This window comes from Pseudomonas grimontii, from assembly GCF_007858185.1.
In the GTDB taxonomy this organism is placed as follows: domain Bacteria; phylum Pseudomonadota; class Gammaproteobacteria; order Pseudomonadales; family Pseudomonadaceae; genus Aquipseudomonas; species Aquipseudomonas grimontii.
In genome coordinates, this window is the sequence record NZ_VFES01000020.1 from 1 (window position 1) to 20,728 (window position 20,728).

The 20,728-nt window shown below is 60.4% G+C and carries 21 protein-coding genes; 5 read left to right on the plus strand and 16 right to left on the minus strand.

Translation table 11 applies throughout. The features are described from left to right. Positions 1-227 precede the first annotated feature (227 nt). Positions 228-1,937 carry a single-stranded-DNA-specific exonuclease RecJ gene (gene recJ, locus FIV39_RS25535; RefSeq protein ID WP_090400628.1) on the minus strand — a complete coding sequence of 570 codons (1,710 nt, stop codon included), beginning with the start codon at positions 1,935-1,937 and terminating at the stop codon, positions 228-230. 98 nt (positions 1,938-2,035) lie between these two features. Beyond that, entirely contained in the window at positions 2,036-2,578 is a 543-nt protein-coding gene (locus FIV39_RS25540; protein WP_090400629.1) for a YaeQ family protein, read from the minus strand. Positions 2,579-2,726: 148 nt separating this feature from the next. Here FIV39_RS25540 and FIV39_RS25545 point away from each other — a divergent pair, with 148 nt between their 5' ends. Continuing rightward, positions 2,727-3,926: a CaiB/BaiF CoA transferase family protein gene (locus FIV39_RS25545; RefSeq protein ID WP_090400630.1), complete on the plus strand. Its 1,200-nt coding sequence runs from the start codon at positions 2,727-2,729 to the stop codon at positions 3,924-3,926. Then, positions 3,926-4,810 carry a TIGR02285 family protein gene (locus tag FIV39_RS25550; RefSeq protein ID WP_090400631.1) on the plus strand — a complete coding sequence of 295 codons (885 nt, stop codon included), beginning with the start codon at positions 3,926-3,928 and terminating at the stop codon, positions 4,808-4,810. The genes FIV39_RS25545 and FIV39_RS25550 overlap by 1 nt, the downstream gene beginning before the upstream one ends. Before the next feature lie 170 nt (positions 4,811-4,980). Here the strand turns inward: FIV39_RS25550 and FIV39_RS25555 are convergent, their stop codons facing one another. From FIV39_RS25555 to ffh, 10 genes are all read right to left on the minus strand, one after another. After that, the gene (locus FIV39_RS25555) at positions 4,981-5,265 is read right to left on the minus strand and encodes a DUF3509 domain-containing protein (RefSeq protein ID WP_090400632.1); all 285 of its coding nucleotides are present in this window, start codon (positions 5,263-5,265) and stop codon (positions 4,981-4,983) included. A 294-nt stretch (positions 5,266-5,559) separates the two neighbouring features. Beyond that, positions 5,560-6,969 carry a threonine synthase gene (gene thrC / locus FIV39_RS25560; RefSeq protein WP_090400633.1) on the minus strand — a complete coding sequence of 470 codons (1,410 nt, stop codon included), beginning with the start codon at positions 6,967-6,969 and terminating at the stop codon, positions 5,560-5,562. Positions 6,970-7,072: 103 nt separating this feature from the next. Further along, positions 7,073-8,377, minus strand: coding sequence for a homoserine dehydrogenase (locus FIV39_RS25565; RefSeq protein ID WP_074847565.1), 1,305 nt, complete (start codon positions 8,375-8,377; stop codon positions 7,073-7,075). 129 nt (positions 8,378-8,506) lie between these two features. Next, positions 8,507-9,238, minus strand: a complete 732-nt coding sequence (locus tag FIV39_RS25570; protein ID WP_003175893.1) for a thioredoxin fold domain-containing protein — start codon at positions 9,236-9,238, stop codon at positions 8,507-8,509. 142 nt (positions 9,239-9,380) lie between these two features. Next, entirely contained in the window at positions 9,381-10,277 is an 897-nt protein-coding gene (xerD, locus tag FIV39_RS25575; protein WP_090400634.1) for a site-specific tyrosine recombinase XerD, read from the minus strand. A gap of 180 nt (positions 10,278-10,457) precedes the next feature. After that, positions 10,458-10,808, minus strand: a complete 351-nt coding sequence (rplS, locus tag FIV39_RS25580; protein ID WP_003175895.1) for a 50S ribosomal protein L19 — start codon at positions 10,806-10,808, stop codon at positions 10,458-10,460. A gap of 45 nt (positions 10,809-10,853) precedes the next feature. Further along, positions 10,854-11,627, minus strand: a complete 774-nt coding sequence (trmD, locus tag FIV39_RS25585; RefSeq protein WP_184743990.1) for a tRNA (guanosine(37)-N1)-methyltransferase TrmD — start codon at positions 11,625-11,627, stop codon at positions 10,854-10,856. Next, complete coding sequence (rimM, locus tag FIV39_RS25590; protein WP_053135622.1) at positions 11,609-12,145, minus strand: ribosome maturation factor RimM; 537 nt, start codon at positions 12,143-12,145, stop codon at positions 11,609-11,611. The genes trmD and rimM overlap by 19 nt, the downstream gene beginning before the upstream one ends. Positions 12,146-12,150: 5 nt before the next feature. Next, positions 12,151-12,402, minus strand: a complete 252-nt coding sequence (gene rpsP, locus FIV39_RS25595) for a 30S ribosomal protein S16 (protein WP_003238923.1) — start codon at positions 12,400-12,402, stop codon at positions 12,151-12,153. A 251-nt stretch (positions 12,403-12,653) separates the two neighbouring features. Further along, positions 12,654-14,030: a signal recognition particle protein gene (gene ffh, locus FIV39_RS25600; RefSeq protein ID WP_024077237.1), complete on the minus strand. Its 1,377-nt coding sequence runs from the start codon at positions 14,028-14,030 to the stop codon at positions 12,654-12,656. 234 nt (positions 14,031-14,264) lie between these two features. On the opposite strand from ffh, the gene FIV39_RS25605 reads away from it, so the two are divergent. The 3 genes from FIV39_RS25605 (at position 14,265) to FIV39_RS25615 (ending at position 17,839) form a co-directional block, all read left to right on the plus strand. Continuing rightward, positions 14,265-15,077, plus strand: a complete 813-nt coding sequence (locus FIV39_RS25605) for a cytochrome C assembly family protein (protein ID WP_090400635.1) — start codon at positions 14,265-14,267, stop codon at positions 15,075-15,077. Between the two features lie 12 nt (positions 15,078-15,089). After that, the gene (locus FIV39_RS25610) at positions 15,090-16,328 is read left to right on the plus strand and encodes a transporter associated domain-containing protein (RefSeq protein ID WP_090400636.1); all 1,239 of its coding nucleotides are present in this window, start codon (positions 15,090-15,092) and stop codon (positions 16,326-16,328) included. 200 nt (positions 16,329-16,528) lie between these two features. Further along, positions 16,529-17,839 carry an MFS transporter gene (locus FIV39_RS25615; protein WP_090400637.1) on the plus strand — a complete coding sequence of 437 codons (1,311 nt, stop codon included), beginning with the start codon at positions 16,529-16,531 and terminating at the stop codon, positions 17,837-17,839. Between the two features lie 98 nt (positions 17,840-17,937). Here the strand turns inward: FIV39_RS25615 and purT are convergent, their stop codons facing one another. The 4 genes from purT to FIV39_RS25635 form a co-directional block, all read right to left on the minus strand. Further along, complete coding sequence (gene purT / locus FIV39_RS25620; protein WP_090400638.1) at positions 17,938-19,119, minus strand: formate-dependent phosphoribosylglycinamide formyltransferase; 1,182 nt, start codon at positions 19,117-19,119, stop codon at positions 17,938-17,940. Between the two features lie 69 nt (positions 19,120-19,188). Next, positions 19,189-19,656: a VUT family protein gene (locus FIV39_RS25625; protein WP_027605452.1), complete on the minus strand. Its 468-nt coding sequence runs from the start codon at positions 19,654-19,656 to the stop codon at positions 19,189-19,191. Between the two features lie 310 nt (positions 19,657-19,966). Next, on the minus strand, positions 19,967-20,182 hold the full coding sequence (locus FIV39_RS25630; RefSeq protein WP_090400639.1) for a DUF1289 domain-containing protein: 216 nt from the start codon (positions 20,180-20,182) through the stop codon (positions 19,967-19,969). Beyond that, positions 20,179-20,703, minus strand: coding sequence for a gamma carbonic anhydrase family protein (locus FIV39_RS25635; protein WP_090400640.1), 525 nt, complete (start codon positions 20,701-20,703; stop codon positions 20,179-20,181). The genes FIV39_RS25630 and FIV39_RS25635 overlap by 4 nt, the downstream gene beginning before the upstream one ends. Between the last annotated feature and the right edge of the window lie 25 nt (positions 20,704-20,728).

Here is a 20,728-nt window from a genome sequence, read left to right on the forward strand (position 1 = left end):
GGCAACAGCGCCAGGAGTTTTGGCCAGTCTTCATTCAGTTTTTGCGTGGCGTCTGTCACTGCTAGTCACTTCCTATAGCGAGGCAGTTTTTACTATAGCTTTTGAGATATGGTTAGCGCATATGGGGGCTTGCCCCCGATGACGGTGGGTCAGCTAGAGGTAAGCTGACTGAAACACCGCTATCGGGGCAAGCCCCCTCCCACAGTTGTTTGTGGTGTCAGTGAGATTTAACGCGGTTCGATATGCGCGATCATCAGTTGCACGGTTTCATTGCCACGAAACTCATTCACATCCAGCTTGTAGGCCAACTCCACCCAGCGCACCGTCGGATTAGGCCAGACCTCACGATCCACCCCAAACGCAATGCCATCGAGTTTCACCGACCCGCACTCACTCTTGAGTACCACTTTCAAGTGCCGCTCCCCTACCACCCGCTGTTCCACCAGCTGAAACACACCATGGAACAGCGGCTCGGGAAAGTGCTGACCCCACGGCCCGGCATGCCGCAATGCGCGCGCCAGTTCCAGGTGAAACTCTTCCACCGCCAGGGTGCCGTCTGACAGCAGGCGCCCGGTGAGGTCTTCTTCACGCAGTTGCCGACGCACTTCGGCATCAAAAGCTTCGGCAAACAGTGGGAAATTTTCCTCCAGCAAGGTCAACCCCGCCGCCATGGCGTGGCCGCCGTATTTGGCGATCAGGTTGGGATGCTGGCTCGCGACCACCGCCAGGGCATCGCGGATGTGAAAGCCTTGCACGGAGCGTCCAGAGCCCTTCAGCAGCCCATCACCGGCATCGGCGAAGGCGATGGTCGGGCGAAAGTACCGCTCCTTCATGCGCGAGGCAAGAATGCCGATCACACCCTGGTGCCAGTCCGGATCGAACAGGCACAAGCCATAGGGCATCGACTCCACCGGCAAGTCCTTGAGCTGGGCCAGGGCCTCGCGCTGCATGCCTTGTTCGATGGATTTTCGGTCCTGGTTCATGCCGTCCAATTGCGCAGCCATTTCCCGTGCCGCGGCAAAATCCGTGGTGAGCAGGCATTCGATGCCCAGGCTCATATCATCCAGGCGCCCAGCGGCGTTCAAGCGTGGCCCGAGGATAAAGCCGAGATCGGTGGAGGTTATACGCGCCGCATCGCGCTTGGCCACTTCGAGGATCGCCTTGATCCCCGGCCGCGCGCGACCGGCGCGAATACGCTCCAAGCCCTGATGCACGAGGATGCGGTTATTGGCGTCCAGGGGCACCACGTCGGCGACGCTGCCCAGTGCAACCAGGTCGAGCAGCTCGCCGATATTCGGTTGAGGCGTGTTCTCGTACCAGCCCAAACTGCGCAGGCGCGCGCGCAGGGCCATCAGCACATAGAAGATCACCCCCACGCCGGCCAGCGCCTTGCTTGGGAACTCACAGCCCGACTGGTTCGGGTTGACGATGGCATCCGCCGCCGGCAGCTCATCCCCAGGCAAGTGGTGATCGGTCACCAATACCTGCAACCCCGCCGCTTTCGCCGCCGCCACGCCTTCGACACTGGAGATGCCATTGTCCACGGTGATCAGCAACTGCGGCTCGCGCTGCAAGGCCACGGCGACGATCTCCGGGGTCAGGCCGTAGCCGTATTCGAAGCGGTTGGGCACCAGGTAGTCGACATGGGCCGCACCGAGCAAACGCAGGCCCAGGGTGCCTACGGTGCTGGCAGTGGCACCATCGGCGTCGAAGTCACCGACGATGAGGATGCGCTGGCGCTGCTCCAATGCCGTCACCAGCAAGTCCACCGCCGCGTCGATGCCCTTTAGTTGCTGATAGGGAATCAACCGCGCCAGGCTCTTGTCCAGCTCGGCCTCGGACTGCACGCCACGAGCGGCGTAAAGACGGGTCAACAGCGGTGGCAATTCACCAAGGAAGGGCATGACGGCGGGCAACGGGCGGGGATCGATACGCATGGGACGTTGGGGAGTTCTCTGTAGGGGGATATTAGCTGCAAGCTTCAAGCTTCAAGCTTCAAGCTTGTAGCTTGAGGCTTGAGGCTTGCAGCTCCAATTCAACCGCGTTCGCCAACCAGCCACTGCAATTGCACTTCGTGCTGGCCACGGTCGTCGGTGACGAAGACCGTGCCTTCACTGATCATCACGTCCCACTTGATCACGCGGGGCATGTCCTTGGCCAGAACCTCCAGAATCTCCTGGGGCACCGCCGCGATGTGCACATTCTTCAGGTTGTTCGCCACCGGCACCACCTTGCCTTCCCAAACGCGCAAGCTGCCGTATGCCAGCAGGCTGGTGCGCTCAGTGCGGCGCGAGCACCAGGTCAGTCGGTCGGCATCCGGCTGGCCGACTTCGATCCAATGCAAAACCCGATCGTCCAGGCTTTTTTCCCACAGGGCTGGCTCGTCTACATCTGACAGACCACGACCGAACGCCAACTGTTCGTTGTAAAAAAGGGCGTAGGCCAACAGACGCACGGTCATGCGCTCTTCGGTTTCCGAGGGGTGGCGAGCGATGGTCTGCTTGACGCTCTCGTACACCGAACGGTCGAGGTCGGTGAGGTTGAGTTCGAATTTGTAGGTCGTGGACGGCTGGGCCATGAACGGGCTTCTAGAGACAGGGAAAGGCGGCCAGTCTAACCGATGGCGAGGTCATTCACCGAATCCTGCGCTGCATCATCCTTATCCCTGCGCCACTCGCCTATGTTAAAAGGCATCACACACCCGTTCCGCGCCCGAAAGGATCCCCATGTCGTTTAATGCCAAACCGCTTGCCGGCCTGAAAGTCATCGAACTCGGCACCCTGATCGCCGGCCCGTTTGCCTCACGCATCTGCGCTGAGTTCGGCGCCGAGGTGATCAAGGTCGAATCCCCGGATGGCGGCGACCCGCTGCGCAAATGGCGCAAGCTGTATGAAGGCACCTCGCTGTGGTGGTTTGTGCAGGCGCGCAACAAAAAGTCGCTGACGTTGAACCTCAAGCACCCGGACGGTCTGGCGATTCTCAAGCAGTTGCTGGCCGACGCCGACATCCTGATCGAGAACTTTCGCCCCGGCGTACTGGAGAAGCTTGGCCTGAGCTGGGAGACCCTGCACGCGCTGAACCCGAAACTGGTGATGGTGCGCCTCTCGGGTTTTGGCCAGACCGGGCCGATGAAAGACCAGCCGGGGTTTGGCGCAGTGGGCGAGTCCATGGGCGGGCTGCGCTATATCACCGGTTTCGAGGACCGCCCGCCGGTGCGCACCGGGATCTCCATTGGCGACTCCATCGCCGCGCTGTGGGCGGTAATCGGTGCGTTGATGGCGCTGCGTCATCGCGAGGTCAACGGTGGCGTCGGCCAGGTGGTGGATGTGGCGCTGTATGAAGCCATCTTCGCCATGATGGAAAGCATGATCCCCGAGTTCGACGTGTTCGGGTTTATTCGCGAACGCACCGGCAACATCATGCCCGGCATTACGCCGTCGTCGATCCACACCAGTGCGGACGGCAAGCACGTACAGATTGGCGCCAACGGTGATGCCATCTTCAAACGGTTCATGAGCGCCATCGGCCGTGACGACCTGGCGAACGACCCACAACTGGCCAGCAATGACGGGCGCGATAGCCGTCGCGATGAACTCTATGGCGTGATCGATCGCTGGGTGAACTCGCTGCCGCTGGAGCAGGTGGTGGAACAACTCAACAAGGCTGAGGTGCCCGCCAGCCGTATCTACAGCGCCGAAGACATGCTGGGCGACCCGCAATTCCTTGCGCGCGAGATGTTCCTCAAGGCACAGCTTCCCGGCGGCAAGGACTTCAAGATGCCGGGCATCGTGCCCAGGCTGTCGGACACACCGGGCAGTTGCGAATGGGTGGGACCGCAACTGGGTGAACACAACGGCGTGGTGTTGGGCGAGCTGGGATACGACGCCGCTGCCATTGTCCGCTTGCGTGAGAAAGGCGCAATCTGATGCCCCATCGTTGCAAACACTGGCTCATTGCGCTGTACCTGGCCGTCATGATGGCTGGCGGCTGGCCCGTGTCGGCGAATGCCGGGGATACGTTGATCTGGTTGTTGCGCGACTTGCCGCCGCTGACCATTTTCGAAGGGCCGCGCAAAGGCCAGGGTGCGCTGGACCAATTGCTGCCGATATTGATCGAGCACTTGCCCGACTATCGCCACCAGATACTGCACGTCAATCGCGCGCGCGGCATGCAGATGCTTCGCGAGCCAACGCTCACCTGCGATCCATCGTTGCTGTGGACGGCCGAGCGGGCCAGGTACATCGTATTTTCCAGCCAGGCGTTTGTGGTCGCCAGCAATGGCATCACGATCCGACGCAGCCAGCAGGACGCCCTGGCGCCGTTTATCGTGGACAGCCAGTTTGACCTGCAGGCTTTCTTCGACGCCGATAAGGCAAGGGTTGGCGCGATCGCGGAGCGCAGCTACGGCCCCGTTATCGATGAGCGGCTGAAACTGGCCGACCCGCACAAACTGGCACTGCACTACGGCAACGATGCCCTTGGCAGCTTGCTGCAGATGCAGCGCCTGGGCCGGCTGGAGGCGGTGCTGGGTTATTGGCCGGAAATCCGCTACCACGCGATGCAACAGGGGATCGCTGCCGACGACCTCAGCTTCTACCCCATCAAGGGCACGGCGCCTTACCAACGCACGCATATCGGCTGTTCGGATACGCCTCAAGGGCGCGAGGTCATGGAACAGATCAACCAGGTTCTGCTCAGCATTGCGCTGGAACAAGTACAGCAGTCCTATGCCGCCTGGCTGGACCCTGTCATGCGTGAACATTACCTGCGAGACAACCCGAGCTTTTTCCAGGACTCGCCAGAGCCGTGACAAATCGCAGGCAAAAAGAAACCCCGAAGAGTGGGGAGACACTTCGGGGTTAAACGTGGCCTACAGAGACCAGTACAACAAGGCACAAACACCGGAGCACAATGTTTGCTCTTGCTGTTACGAAATCTGACCGGCCATGACCTAGGAAGTTTCCATCTATAAACAATTCTTCATGCAACGGCAGCGCTGCGAGTCTGGGCCGCGTTGCGCAAGGCTGCGATGACCGAGGGCTCCAGGCGTCCTTCAGCGATCTTGAGGTCGCGCAGCAGGCAATCCACCACATCCACCAATACGCGCTTATCGAGCAATTGCGCCCGGTCGACTTCACGCTCGACCATGATCGCGCCGGCGGGGTTCTTCACGGTTACCAGGCACTCGCCCTGCACACCGGCAGTGGTCAACGTCACCTGATACGGGCTCAGTGCTTCTTCGAGCAATAGGCTGATACTTTCCATCTCGATCACCACTCAATAGTTCGCAAACATTCTTGTAAACGGGAGCTGCATCTATCCTAAGTGACTGGTTGTGACGTAGGAAAGTTCGCTTTTTCGTTTATGTGGGGTTGTCGGGGGATGACGTCTCCAGCATGCGCTTGCAACATGACAGGCAAAAAACGGCGGCACATAAATGCTTCTGCAATGGGCTGCTGTTCTTGGGGTTTGCCAGGCGCTGAGGCCGGGCCTGCCAGAAACAAAAAACGCCGCTGACCCAAGGAAGGGAAAGCGGCGTTTTTGTCTTCGTGACTTGCCTTACAAAGGCTTACCACGGTTGCCATGCTGGCTGACAAACGCCTGCATCGCCTTCAAGTCATTCGGCAGCACCGTGCAACGCTCTTCACGCTCGAACAGGTCGGTCAGATGCACCGGCAGTTCCAGCGCCTTGCCGACACCAGCCTTCTCCACCGCTTCCGGGAATTTGACCGGATGGGCGGTGCCGAGGATCACCATCGGGATATCCAGGCTGCGACGGCATTCGCGGGCGGCCTTCACACCAATAGCGGTGTGCGGGTCGAGCAGCTCGCCGGTCTGGGCGTAGACGTCGGCGATGGTTTCGCAGGTCTGCGCGTCGTCCACGGCCAGGGAGTCGAACAGCTTGCGGGTTTCGGTCCAACGCTCTTCATCAACGCTGAAACCGCCGCCGCTCTTGAAGGTGTCCATCAAGCCGGCAATGGCTGCGCCGTTGCGACCGTGCATGTCGAACAGCAGGCGCTCGAAGTTCGACGACACCATGATGTCCATGGACGGCGACAGGGTGGCGTGCAGGGTTTCCTTGACGTACTGGTTGCCGCTCATGAAGCGGTGCAGGATGTCGTTGCGGTTGGTGGCGACGATCAACTGGTTGATCGGCAGGCCCATGTTACGGGCCAGGTAACCGGCGAAGATGTCGCCGAAGTTGCCGGTCGGCACCGAGAACGACACCGAACGCGCCGGGCCGCCCAACTGCAGCGAAGCGTGGAAGTAGTAAACGATCTGGGCCATGATCCGCGCCCAGTTGATCGAGTTCACCGCCACCAGTCGCGTGCCTTTGAGGAAGCCCTGGTCGGCGAAGCTGTTCTTGACCATTTCCTGGCAGTCATCGAAGTTGCCTTCGATGGCGATGTTATGGATGTTCTCGCCGAAGATGGTGGTCATCTGGCGACGCTGTACTTCCGACACACGCTTGTGCGGGTGCAGGATGAAGATGTCGACGTTTTCGCAGTGCTTGCAGCCTTCGATGGCGGCCGAACCGGTATCACCCGAGGTGGCACCGATGATCACCACGCGCTCGCCGCGCTTCTCCAGCACGTAGTCCAGCAGGCGACCCAGCAGTTGCAGGGCAAAGTCCTTGAACGCCAGGGTCGGGCCATGGAACAGCTCAAGCACCCATTCGTTGCCGTTGAGCTGGCGCAGAGGGGCGATGGCGCTGTGGGAAAACACGCCATACGTCTCTTCCAGAATCTTTTTGAAATCCGCATCGGGGATGCTGCCGGTGACGAACGGGCGCATCACCCGGAACGCCAACTCGTGATACGGCAGGCCGGCCCACGAAGCGATTTCTTCCTGGGTAAAACGTGGCAGGTTTTCCGGCACGTACAGGCCGCCGTCAGTGGCAAGGCCTGCCAGCAAAACGTCTTCGAAATTCAGGGCCGGTGCCTGGCCGCGGGTGCTGATGTAGCGCATAGGGGCAAACCTTCGGTTTGGGCTTCAAGCTTCAAGTGACAAGCTTCAAGTTAGAGCAGATCTGCTTCTACTTGAAGCTTGCAACTTGGCGCTTGCAGCTGAATTAATTCAAATGTTCGACGCGAATCCGTACTACCGGCCCAACCACACCCTGGAGAGCTTCCAGTGACTGGATGGCATCGTTGATATGCTGCTCAAGCACGCGGTGGGTCAGCAGGATCATCGGCACCTGGCCGTTCTGTTCCTCGACTTCCTTCTGCATGATCGACTCGATGTTGATACCGCGCTCCGACAGGATGCTGGCCACCTGGGCCAATACGCCCGGGTGATCCTTGGCCTGGATGCGCAGGTAGTAGGCGCTTTCGCATGCCTCGATCGGCAGGATCGGGTGGGCCGACAGCGAATCCGGCTGGAAGGCCAGGTGCGGCACGCGGTTTTCCGGGTCGCTGGTCATGGCGCGAACCACGTCCACCAGGTCGGCGATCACCGACGACGCGGTCGGCTCCATGCCGGCACCGGCGCCGTAGAACAGGGTGGAGCCGGCCGCGTCACCGTTGACCATCACGGCGTTCATCACGCCATTGACGTTGGCGATCAGGCGGTCGGCCGGGATCAGCGTCGGGTGCACACGCAACTCGATACCCGCCGGGGTGCTACGCGCGACACCGAGGTGCTTGATGCGGTAGCCCAGGGCTTCGGCGTAGTTCACGTCGGCCGTGGTCAGCTTGGTGATGCCTTCGGTGTAGGCCTTGTCGAATTGCAGCGGGATACCAAAGGCGATGGACGCCAGGATGGTCAGCTTGTGCGCCGCGTCGATGCCTTCCACGTCGAATGTCGGGTCGGCTTCGGCGTAACCCAGGGCCTGGGCTTCGGCCAGCACGTCTTCGAAGGTACGGCCCTTCTCGCGCATTTCGGTGAGGATGAAGTTACCAGTGCCGTTGATGATGCCGGCCACCCAGTTGATGCGGTTGGCGGACAGGCCTTCACGGATCGCCTTGATCACCGGGATGCCACCGGCAACCGCGGCTTCGAACGCGACGATCACGCCCTTCTCGCGGGCCTTGGCGAAGATCTCGTTGCCGTGTACGGCGATCAGCGCCTTGTTGGCGGTGACCACGTGCTTGCCGTTCTCGATAGCCTTGAGCACCAGCTCGCGAGCCACGGTGTAACCGCCTACCAGTTCGATGACAATATCGATTTCAGGGTTGGTGGCCACGGCGAAGACATCGTTGGTAATCGCAATACCGGTCGTTTGGAACTGAGGCTTTGGCGAACGCGTGGCGATTTGCGCCACTTCAATCCCACGCCCTGCACGGCGGGAAATTTCTTCAGCATTACGCTGAAGTACGTTGAAGGTACCGCCACCGACGGTCCCTAACCCACAGATGCCTACTTTGACCGGTTTCACTGAAGAACTCCCCATGAAACGGCCGACGCTAGGTCGGCCGTGGAAAACAGCCGCACAACTGCGGCTTTCAATTAATGGCCCGTCGACTTATCCACGGGCCATGATCGTCAAAGGTTCGACGATGCTGGTTTATTTGGCACTCAGCGCCAGTTTGGCAACTTGTGGTGCTGGCTGGTAGCCCGGAATCACCTGGCCGTCAGCCAAAACGATGGCCGGTGTACCGTTGACGCCGATGGACTGGCCCAGGGCAAACTGCTTCGACACCGGGTTGGCGCACTTGGCGGCCTTGATTTCCTTGCCATCGACCATCTTGTCCATGGCCGCTTTCTTGTCGGCCGAGCACCATACGGCTTGCAGCTGCTCGTCGCCCGGCGAACCCAGGCCCTGGCGCGGGAACGCTACGTAGCGTACTTCCACACCCAGCTTGTTCAGCGCAGGCACTTCGGCGTGCAACTTATGGCAGTACGGGCAGGTGGTGTCGGTGAACACGGTGATATGGGTCTTGGTCTCGCCGATGGCCGGGTAAACCACGGTTTCAGCCACCGGGATGCCGTTGATCAGCTTGGATACGCCCAGGCGCTCGGCTTTCTCGGTCAGGTTGACCGGCTTGCCGTCCTTGAGCTGGAACAGGTAACCCTGGACGATGTACTGACCGTCCGCACTGGCGTACAGCACGCGGCTGCCCTTGAGCTTGACTTCATACAGGCCGGCCATCGGGCTGGCGCTGATGCTTTCGATCGGGGTGTCGAGCTGCAGGTTGGCCAGGCTCTTGCGGATGGTCTGCTCGGCAGCATCATCGGCAACGGCAAAGGTGGAAACCAACGCAATGGCTGCGGCGGCAATAATCTGGGTCAAGCGCATGGAAACTCCTGAAGGCAGATGCAGGGACGGGGGCAGGTACGCCGATACGGAAACACGGGTGCGGGCCGTCCCCTTTGCTAACCGGCAAAGCCTACCACAGTTGGGCCGCAGGGCAGCCCGTGGCGGAATAAATTGGCGGTTTTCAGCCTCGCGGGTGGTGCTTGGCGTGCATATCCTGCAATCGCGCACGCGCCACGTGGGTGTAGATCTGAGTGGTGGATAAGTCGCTGTGCCCGAGCAGCATTTGCACGACGCGCAAATCCGCACCGTGGTTGAGCAAATGGGTGGCGAATGCATGGCGCAAGGTGTGGGGCGACAGGCTCTTGCCGATCCCCGCCACCTTGGCCTGGTGCTTGATGCGATGCCAGAACGTCTGGCGGGTCATCTGCTCGCCACGCTGACTGGGAAACAGCACATCGCTGGGACGCCCGCCAAGCAGCTCGCTACGGGCATCGCGCATATAGCGCTCGATCCACACAATCGCTTCCTCCCCCATCGGCACCAGCCGTTCCTTGCTACCCTTGCCCATCACCCGCAGCACACCCTGACGCAGATTGACTTGCTCCAGGGTCAGGCTGATCAGCTCCGTGACCCGCAGGCCGCAGGCATACAAGACTTCCAGCATGGCGCGGTCACGCTGGCCGATGGCTTCGCTGAGGTCGGGCGCAGCGAGCAAGGCATCGACATCAGCTTCTGACAGGGATTTAGGTAAAGGCCTACCCAGTTGCGGCATATCGATTTGCAGGGTCGGATCGAGGGCGATCAGCTTCTCCCTCAGCAAATAGCGATAAAAACCCCGCACACCGGAGAGAAATCGTGCAGTGGAACGGGGTTTGTAGTTCTGCTCCAGGCGCCAGGCCAGGTGATCGAGGATCAACTCGCGGCCGGCATTGATCAGTTCCAGGTGTTTCTCCTGCAACCAGCCGTTGAACAGCGCCAGGTCGCTGCGGTAGGCCTGGCGGGTGTTGTCTGACAGGCCTTTTTCCAGCCAGAGGGCGTCGAGGAAGCGGTCGATCAGGGGGTGGTCAATGGCAGGCATGAGGGCTCGGATAAGGAAAGTACTGGTAACGGGTAGATCCTATCGCAGCCCAGCCATGCACACACGCTTGAAGGTATGAACCGTCGCAGCAGGGCGCATTTTCCGCCAGAGGCAGAGCTCAAATCGCGGGCACAAAAAAGCAGCCCGCAGGCTGCTTTTTTCTGCATCGGGAAGCTGGACTTAAGCCAGTTTTTCCTTGATGCGAGCTGCTTTACCGGACAGGTCACGCAGGTAGTACAGCTTGGCTTTACGTACGTCACCGCGACGCTTAACGGCCATGCTGTCGATTTGCGGGCTGTAGGTCTGGAAAGTACGCTCTACGCCAACACCGTTGGAGATTTTACGAACAGTGAAAGCACTGTTCACACCACGGTTACGCTTGGCGATTACCACGCCTTCGAACGCTTGCAGACGCGAACGGTCGCCTTCCTTCACTTTCACCTGAACGACAATGGTGTCGCCTGGGGCAAAGGTAGGGATCTCTTTGGTCATCTGCTCTGCTTCGAGTGCAAGGATGATTTTGTTAGTCATGCTGTGCTCCTAAGGTAAGTCAATGGACCTACCATCGATACGTTGTTAACTATCGTCCCGCGCGAGGATGTATTCCTCGAGCAGCTTCTTCTCTTCTCCAGAAAGCGAGCGGCTTTCCAGAAGATCGGCGCGTCGTTCATAGGTCCGACCAAGGGACTGCTGTAAACGCCAACGCCGGATGTGTGCGTGATTGCCACTTAGCAATACGTCGGGAACACGCTGATCCGCATACACCTCCGGTCGGGTGTAGTGCGGGCAATCCAGCAAACCATCCGTGAAGGAATCTTCCTCCGCGGAGTCCGCATGCCCTAAAGCTCCAGGCAGCAGTCGTGTAACCGCATCTATCAGGACCATCGCCGGCAGCTCGCCGCCAGACAGGACATAGTCCCCAATCGACCACTCTTCATCGACATGAGCATCAATAAAACGCTCGTCAATGCCTTCATAGCGACCGGCAATCAGGATCAGTGCTTCCTCATTCGCCAGTTCGCGCACCCCAGCCTGTTTCAGCTGGCGGCCTTGAGGGGACAGGTAAATTACCTTCGCCTTCTCCCCGGCAGCGACCTTGGCCTGAGCCAACGCGTCTTCCAGGGGCTTGATCTTCATCACCATGCCCGGGCCACCGCCAAATGGGCGATCGTCCACAGTGTGATGTCGATCCGTCGTGTAGTCTCGCGGGTTCCAACAGGTGAGCTGCAACAGCCCCTGTTTCACCGCCCGACTGGTGATGCCGTACTCGCTGATGGCGGAGAACATCTCGGGAAACAAACTGATCACTTCAATGCGCAAATTAGCCACGCTTAGAAGTCCGCGTCCCATTCCACCTTCATCTCGCCCGCTGCCAGGTCGACGGCCAACACGCATTGCTCGGTATAGGGCAACAGGCGCTCGCGATCATCCAGGCTGCCAGCGCAAGGCTTGACCACCATTACATCATTGGCGCCGGTTTCCAGAAGATGATCGATTTTCCCGAACAATTGCCCGAGTTGATCAATAACCTTCAAACCTTCCAGCTGGTACCAGTAGTACTCGCCGTCGGTCAATTCAGGGAACAGGTTGCGCGGCACGCAGATCTCATAACCGGCCAGAAGACGAGCTTCTTCACGGTCATCAAGACCCTTGAGCTTTGCGACCAGGAACTTATCGCTCCCGCGTCCACTGACCAGCTCGACCTGTTTCACACTACCTTCGCGCTTGAGCGTCCAGGTTTTGTACTGCAACAGGTTTTCAGTCGGATCAGTAAAGGAATACACCTTCACTTCGCCGCGAACGCCATGAACAGAATAAATCTTGCCGATAACGATCAAATCATCAGCAACAGCTGGCGTCGCGTTCATATTGCTCAGGCTGCGGCCTTAGCCGAGTCCTTCAACAACTTGGCAACACGCTCAGACGGTTGTGCACCAACGCTCAGCCAGTAGGCTACGCGCTCTTGGTTCACGGACAGGCGGACTTCTTGACCACGAGCGATCGGGTTGAAGAAACCAACTTGTTCCTTGTGAGAGCCGTCACGTGGGTTGCGGCTGTCAGTTACGGTCAAGTGGTAAAACGGGCGCTTTTTGGAGCCGCCAAGGGCAAGACGGATTGTTAGCATGTGAACATCGTTCCTGTAGTCGGTGCTGCAAATCTAAATGCACAGCGGGCATAGGTGCCCGAAAGGCCGCATATTCTAAGGAATATCCCGACTTTTGCAAATGTCTTTTTCTGGCGCCTATCAGCGTACCATTCAGATCTGCTATAGAGCCGTCGGTTAAAACGGCAGGTCAGCCCCCGCCAACGGCGGGTTTGCTGGAGATCCCACATCCCTGTGGGTCGGAGCAGGAGCTGGGCTCCTGCTCGAAATCTTTACATCTTGGGCATGCCGCCGCCGGGCAACATACCGCCCATGCCGCGCATCATCTTGGCCATTCCGCCCTTGGCGGAGAATTTCTTCATCATCTTCTGCATCTGCTTGTGCTGCTTGATCAAGCGACCGATGTCCTGCACCTGGGTGCCGGAACCCATGGCGATCCGACGCTTGCGCGAACCGCTGATCAGCTCAGGGTCGCGGCGCTCGGCCGGGGTCATGGAGTTGATGATGGCTTCCATCTGCTTGAACTGCTTCTCTGCCGCGCCCTGGGCATTGCCCATTTGCGCCAGGTTCACACCGCCGATGTTCGGCAGCTTGTCCATCAGGCCGCCGAGGCCGCCCATGTTCTTCATTTGTTGCAACTGGTCGCGGAAGTCTTCGAGGTCGAAGCCCTTGCCCTTCTTCAGCTTCTTGGCCAGTTTATCGGCCTTGTCCTTGTCGAGGGTGGCTTCGGCCTGTTCGATCAGGCTGAGCACGTCACCCATGCCGAGGATACGCGAGGCAATACGCTCAGGGTGGAACGGTTCGAGCGCGTCGCTCTTCTCGCCCATACCGATGAACTTGATCGGCTTGCCGGTGATGGCACGCACCGACAGCGCGGCACCGCCACGGGCGTCGCCGTCGACCTTGGTGAGGATCACGCCGGTCAGCGGCAGTGCGTCGCCGAAGGCCTTGGCGGTATTGGCCGCATCCTGGCCGGTCATGGCGTCGACCACGAACAACGTCTCGACCGGGTTGATCGCGGCATGCAGCGCCTTGATCTCACCCATCATCTCTTCATCGATGTGCAGGCGACCGGCGGTGTCGACGATAACCACGTCGATGAACTTCAGCCGGGCTTCTTTAATAGCTGCGTTGGCGATGTCGACCGGCTTCTGGCTCAGGTCGGACGGGAAGAAGGTCACGCCCACTTCGCCCGCGAGCATTTCGAGCTGCTTGATGGCCGCCGGACGGTACACGTCGGCCGACACCACCATCACGGACTTCTTCTTGCGCTCTTTAAGGAAGCGCGCCAGCTTGCCGGCGGTGGTGGTCTTACCCGCACCTTGCAGGCCGGCCATCAACACGACGGCCGGTGGCACGGCGCTGAGGTTCAGGTCTTCGTTGGCCGCGCCCATCAGGCTTTCGAGTTCGGCCTGGACGATCTTCACAAAGGCCTGGCCCGGGGTCAGGCTGCGGGACACTTCAGTGCCGACCGCGCGCTCCTTGACCGAGTTGACGAAGTCCTTGACCACAGGCAAGGCGACGTCGGCTTCCAGCAACGCCATGCGCACTTCGCGCAGGGTGTCTTTAATATTGTCCTCGGTCAGCTTGGCCTTGCCGGTTACGTGGCGCAGCGTCTGCGAGAGACGGTCAGTCAAGTTTTCAAACATGCGCGATCCTTTCAGGCCCTATTCATCGAAATGCATTGGTAGACCGAGGTAATGGCGGCCCAGGCTGTGGTAAATCGCTATTAAAAACAGCGCTCGGCAAGCCTGCGGCGTGGGCAGGTCGCGGATTATAGCGAAGACTGCGCCCATGCACACCCGCTGTCTGGCCCTGGAGTCTTTCGTGGAACGCAGGTGTATGCCAAACTCAGCGCCTTTCGGGCTTGTCTATCAGGATTTATGGTCCCCTTGTCACCCAGTTTGCTACCCAGCCTCGCCGCCGCCATCTTGTATGCCGCTGCGACCCTCTATCAGGGCTCTCGTCTGGCCCAAGGCGCCAAGGCGGACAAACGCCTGTTGGTCGGCCTTGGCGTCCTCGCCCTGCTGGCCCATGCAGCGAGCCTGTTCACTCACCTGATGACGCCGGTTGGCCTGGGCCTGGACTTCTTCAGCGCCGCCAGCCTGATCGCGGCGGCGGTCATTGCGCTGACGCTGATGGCCTGTTATCGGATTCCCGTCGAGAACCTGCTGGTCCTGCTCTTCCCGTTGGGCGTGCTGACGGTGCTGCTCGCGCAGTTCGCCCCCACCGGTACGGTGCAGGTGATCGATGAGGAGCCAGGCATCCTCGCCCATATCCTGCTGTCGATCCTGGCCTACGGCATGTTCACCATCGCGGTGTTCCAGGCCTTGCTCCTGCTGTTGCAGGACCACCAGCTCAAGCACAAGCACCCTTCCGGGCTGATCAAGAACTTCCCGCCGCTGCAAACCATGGAAAGCCTGCTGTTCGGTTTCCTGTGGGCCGGTTGGACGCTGCTGTCGCTGTCGCTGATTTCCGGTTGGCTGTTCGTCGAAAACCTGTTTGCCCAGCACCTGGTGCACAAGACCCTGCTGGCGTGCCTGGCCTGGGTGGTGTTCAGCGTATTGCTGTGGGGCCGCAACCGCCTCGGCTGGCGCGGGCACAAGGCGATCCGCTGGACCCTGGCCGGTTTCTGCCTGCTGATGCTGGCCTATTTCGGCAGCAAGCTGGTTCGCGAATACATCCTGCATATCTGACGGGCAGCAAAAATGGACAACTTGCCCCTGGGGCCGATGCTCGCGGTAATCGCCTTGCTGGTGTTATGGGCGGCGCTGTTTACCGCCATCGAAGCCGCACAACAACACCTGCTGGCACTGCGCCCCGGTACACGCCAGGGCGACAAAGCCGCCGCCCGCCTGAGCTTCCCGCGCCACAGCCTGATCCTGTGCAACAGCCTGTGCCGCGCGGCCGTGGTGATCCTCTGCACCCTACTGGCAATTTATGCCTGGGCACAAAACGGCCCATGGCTTGGTTGGCTGATCTCCTGCGCCGTTCTGCTGATCCTGGCCGACTACCTGCCCCGGGCCCTGGCAACCCGCCATCCGCAAGCGGTGCTGGGTTTTGGCAACACGCTGCTGGGCGTGCCATTGAAAATCCTCTATCCCGCCGCCTGGCTGCTCAATGGCATCAGCCTGTTGCTGCTGCGCCCGTTTGCCCGAAAGGCCGGCGTGGTCAAAAACAGCGACGAGCCACAGCCCGACCACGACGATGAACCGGAGCCCGAGGCCGACAAAGACCGCAGCCCAGGCATGCCGGGCATCCACGCCCTGGACAACATCACCGTCAATGACATCCTGGTGCCCCGCAGCGAAGTGGACGGTATCAACCTGGATGACTCGATCGAAGAGATCATCGAGCAGCTGCGGACCTCTCCGCGCACTCGCCTGCCGGTGTTCCACAGTGACATCAACCAAGTCGAAGCCGTACTGAATACCCGGCTGATCCAGCACCTGCTGCCGGACGCCAGCCTGACCAAGGACGCCTTGCTCGAGGCCTCCTACGAACCCTACTTCGTCCCCGAAAGCACGCCCCTGCAACTGCAACTGCTGAACTTCCACAAACAGCAGCGACGCCTGGGCATGGTGGTGGATGAATACGGCGAAGTACTGGGTATCGTCACCCTGGAAGATATTCTCGAAGAAATCGTCGGCGAATTCGAAAACGAGCAAAGTGCGGACAACCCGCATATTGAAGCGCAGCCGGATGGCCGCTATATCATCGACGGCGCCGCTTCGATCCGCGAGTTGAACAAGAGCCTGGGCTGGCACCTGCCCAGCGACGGCCCCAAGACCCTCAACGGCCTGGTCACCGAAGCCCTGGAAACCATTCCGGATTGCGCGGTGTGCCTGAAGATCGGCCGCTACCGCCTGGAAATCCTCGAGACCGAGGACAACCGGGTGAGCAAGGTGTTGATCTGGCATACCAGCCGGATACCCGTCGCCGCGTAACTGCCTGACGGTAAACAGTTCCAAGCCCCCCTCCCACATTTTGATTTGCGGCGTGTCGGCTCTTGTTGTAATTCCAGACCCCTTCCTATAATCCCTGCGGCTTACCCAAGCTTCGCCCGACCGCATACAACCCTGATCCATGGGTGTTCGACCAATAATAATCCGCGTCCAAACGCGCAACGACCGTCAGGGATACCTCCATGAGCACCACCTATAACGAGGCTGCGACCGCCGCCCCGACCAACTCGACCGCACGTGTCGCCACCGCAAGCATCGTCGGCACCGCCATCGAGTTCTACGACTTCTATATCTACGCCACGGCTGCCGCACTGGTGATCGGGCCGGTGTTCTTTCCGCAGACCTCCGGTACCGCGCAGATGCTGGCGTCGTTCCTGACCTTCGGCATCGCCTTTATCGCCCGTCCGTTGGGCTCGGCGCTGTTCGGCCACTTCGGCGACCGCATCGGCCGTAAGTCGACCCTGGTGGCCTCGCTGCTGTTGATGGGCGTGTGCACCACGCTGATCGGCTTGCTTCCCGGTTATGACAGCATCGGTGCCTGGGCGCCTATCCTGTTGTGCGTGCTGCGTTTCGGCCAGGGCCTGGGCCTTGGCGGCGAGTGGGGTGGCGCGGCATTGCTGGCCACCGAGAACGCGCCCAAGGGCAAGCGCGCCTGGTTCGGCATGTTCCCGCAACTGGGCCCGTCGATCGGATTCCTGGCGGCCAACGGTTTGTTCCTGATCCTGGCCATGAGCCTGAATGACGAGCAGTTCCGTAGTTGGGGCTGGCGTATCCCGTTCATCCTCAGCGCAGCATTGGTGATGGTCGGCCTGTATGCGCGCTTGAAGCTGCATGAAACCCCAGTGTTCGCCAATGCCGTGGCGAAAGAAGCCCCGGTGAAAGTGCCGCTGGTGGAACTGTTCAGCCAGCATTGGTTGCCGGTACTGCTGGGCGCCATGTCGATGGTGGTGTGTTACGCACTGTTCTACATCACGACGGCCTTTTCCCTGAGCTACGGCGTTTCGACGCTGGGCTACAGCCGCGAGACGTTCCTCGGATTGCTGTGCTTTGCAGTGCTGTTCATGGGCCTGGCCACGCCGCTGGCGGCCTTGGCCAGTGATCGCTACGGGCGCAAGCCGGTGCTGATCGTCGGCGCGGTCCTGGCGATTCTGTCGGGCTTCACCATGGAGCCCCTGCTGACCCACGGCTCGACCTGGGCCGTAGCGCTGTTTTTGGCCCTGGAGCTGTTCCTGATGGGCGTGACCTTCGCGCCGATGGGCGCAATGCTGCCGGAACTGTTCCCGACTCGCGTGCGTTATACCGGGGCTTCGGCGGCGTATAACCTGGGTGGGATTGTGGGCGCTTCGGCCGCACCGTTCTTCGCAACCAAGCTGGTGGCAATGGGTGGGCTGAGTTATGTCGGCGGGTATGTGTCGGCGGCAGCGTTACTCAGCTTGATTGCTGTGCTGTGCCTGAAAGAGACGCGGGATAATGATTTGAACAAGGTTGCCTGATAAACAGTTATCGGGGGCAAGCCCCCTCCCACATTTGAAGGTTCACACTTCAAAGTGTGGAAGGGGGCTTGTCGGACCGTCGTATCGCCCCGATGCTTTTAGAGCTCTACCACGACCGCTTGGGAAGCACGTGTCGCCTTGGCCCGAGCCGCTTCAATCGACTCATCCCGCGCCAATGCCACGCCCATGCGGCGCTGGCCATTCACTTGCGGCTTGCCAAACAGACGCAACGCCGTGTCCGGCTCGCTCAAGGCGGCGCCGAGGTTGGCGAATGCGGTCTGGGTCGACTGCCCCTCCACCAGAATCACCGCCGAAGCCGAAGGCCCGAACTGACGGATCAACGGGATTGGCAGGCCCAGGATGGCGCGCGCATGCAGGGCAAACTGCGACAGGTCCTGGGAAATCAGGGTCACCAGACCGGTGTCATGGGGGCGCGGCGACACTTCGCTGAACCACACCTGATCGCCCTTGATGAACAGCTCCACCCCAAACAGGCCACGACCGCCCAACGCCTCGGTCACCGCCTTGGCCACGCGCTCGGACTCAGCCAGGGCAATCGGGCTCATGGCTTGCGGCTGCCAGGATTCCTGGTAGTCGCCCTTCTCCTGACGATGGCCGACCGGCGCACAGAAGGTGGTGCCGCCGATGTGACGCACAGTCAGCAGGGTGATTTCATAGTCGAAATCGATAAAGCCCTCAATGATCACCCGGCCTTTACCGGCACGCCCGCCTTCCTGGGCGTAGTCCCAGGCTTTCTGTACATCGTCAGCATTGCGCAGCAGGCTCTGGCCCTTGCCCGACGAACTCATCACCGGCTTGACCACGCACGGGAAGCCCAGGTCCTGGACGGCCTTGCTGTAGTCTTCGAAGGTGTCGGCGAAGTGGTACGGCGAGGTCGGCAAGTCCAGCTCTTCAGCGGCCAGGCGACGGATACCTTCGCGGTTCATGGTCAGCGACGTGGCGCGGGCGGTCGGGATCACGGTGAAACCTTCGGCCTCCAGCTCCACCAGGGTGGCGGTGGCGATGGCTTCGATTTCCGGCACGATGAAGTGCGGTTTTTCCGCTTCGATCACCGCACGCAGGGCGGCACCGTCAAGCATGTTGATCACATGGCTGCGGTGGGCAACCTGCATGGCGGGCGCATTCGCGTAGCGATCCACGGCAATCACTTCAACGCCCAGGCGTTGCAGTTCGATCACCACTTCCTTGCCCAGCTCACCGCAGCCACACAGCAAAACGCGGGTCGCGGTTGGCGACAATGGAGTTCCGATTCGGGTCATCTCAGGTCCTCAGGGGAGCGGATCATGGGGAGAAAGGCCGGCATTTTACATGAACTGTAAAAATTGGCCTCAGTTGGCGACGGCCCGCTTGCGGATACGCCAGGCCATGATCAGCCACACCACCGTGACCCCGGCGAATTTCGACGCCAGGGCCGTGCCCACCACGGCAGGTGTGAGTGCGCCGATCAGGCCGAAAAAGATAAACGTGTCGAGGGGAATGCTCAGCGCCGAACTTATCCACAGGCGGTCGTGGAGCGGGCGCTTGGTGATGCTGAACACCAGCCAGTCGATGCATTCCGACACCGCGAACGCCGTGGCGCTGGCCAGGGCGATGGACGGGTCGGAGGTGATATATGACAACGCCAGCGCCGCCAGCATGGCGATGATCGCACCGTGGCCGAAGCGGGTTTGCACCATGTCACGCAGGATAAACACCAGGCCACCCCAGGCCGACCAGATGACATCCAGGTGCGGGGCGGTGGAGAAGGCGAAGTTGATCAGCACGACGCTGCTGATGTAGGCGATCAGGAAGAGCATGGGGCGAGGGACCTGTGAACAAGGGGCACAGGGTACTTCACATTTGGAAATATGTCGTCTGGGAGGGCCTCATCGGGGCATGGGTATCTACACAACTTGAGCGAGCCTTCTGCGTAGATACCGTCTTATCCAACACCGCGCAAATCCGTAGCAGCTGCCGAGCGCAAGCGAGGCTGCGTCGGCCGCGCCTCGAGCCTGAATCGGCAGCGCGCCTGACGCAGCCTCGCCAAGGCTCGACAGCTGCGCACTATTCTATTGAAGTTGTGTAGATACTCATGCTCATCGGGGGCAAGCCCCCGATGGCGATCTATCAGGCGCCGGATTTACCAGAAACCATAAACACCAACCCACCCGCCACCGCCCGCTCATGACACAACCCCAACACCACTCGGCGCTCGGAATTGTCCATGCGGCTCCAGCGCGTGATTTCATCCACGGTGCGCTGGCAGCCGGTGCAAATATCGTCATCATCCAGCGCGCAAATGCTCACGCACGGCGAGGCGACGGGGCGTTCAACTGCACTCATTCTTCCTGCTCAACCAGATCCCGTGCGTAACGCTGGGCGTTATGCACGTAGTGTGCGGCGCTGGCTTCGAGCATGCGTTTTTGCGCGTCAGTCAATTCACGCACCACTTTGCCCGGCGAGCCCATCACCAGGGAACCATCGGGGATTTCCTTGCCTTCACCGATCAACGAATTGGCGCCGATGATGCAGTGCTTGCCGATCTTCGCGCCGTTGAGGATCACCGCGTTGATACCGATCAGGCTGTAATCGTCGACCGTGCAGCCGTGCAACATGGCGTTATGGCCGATGGTCACGCCGGTGCCCAGGGTGAGTGGGTAGCCCATGTCGGTGTGCATCACGCTGCCGTCCTGCACGTTGCTGTTCCTGCCGATCAGGATCAGCTCGTTGTCGCCGCGCAGCACCGCGTTGAACCAGACGTTGGCGCCCTCCTCCAGCTTGACCTTGCCCACCAGCGTGGCATTCGGCGCCACCCAGCTGTGTGGATGCGTCTCGACGCGGGCGTCGCCCAGGCGGTATTTCATGGTTTTCCCTCACGGCTGGCCGTTC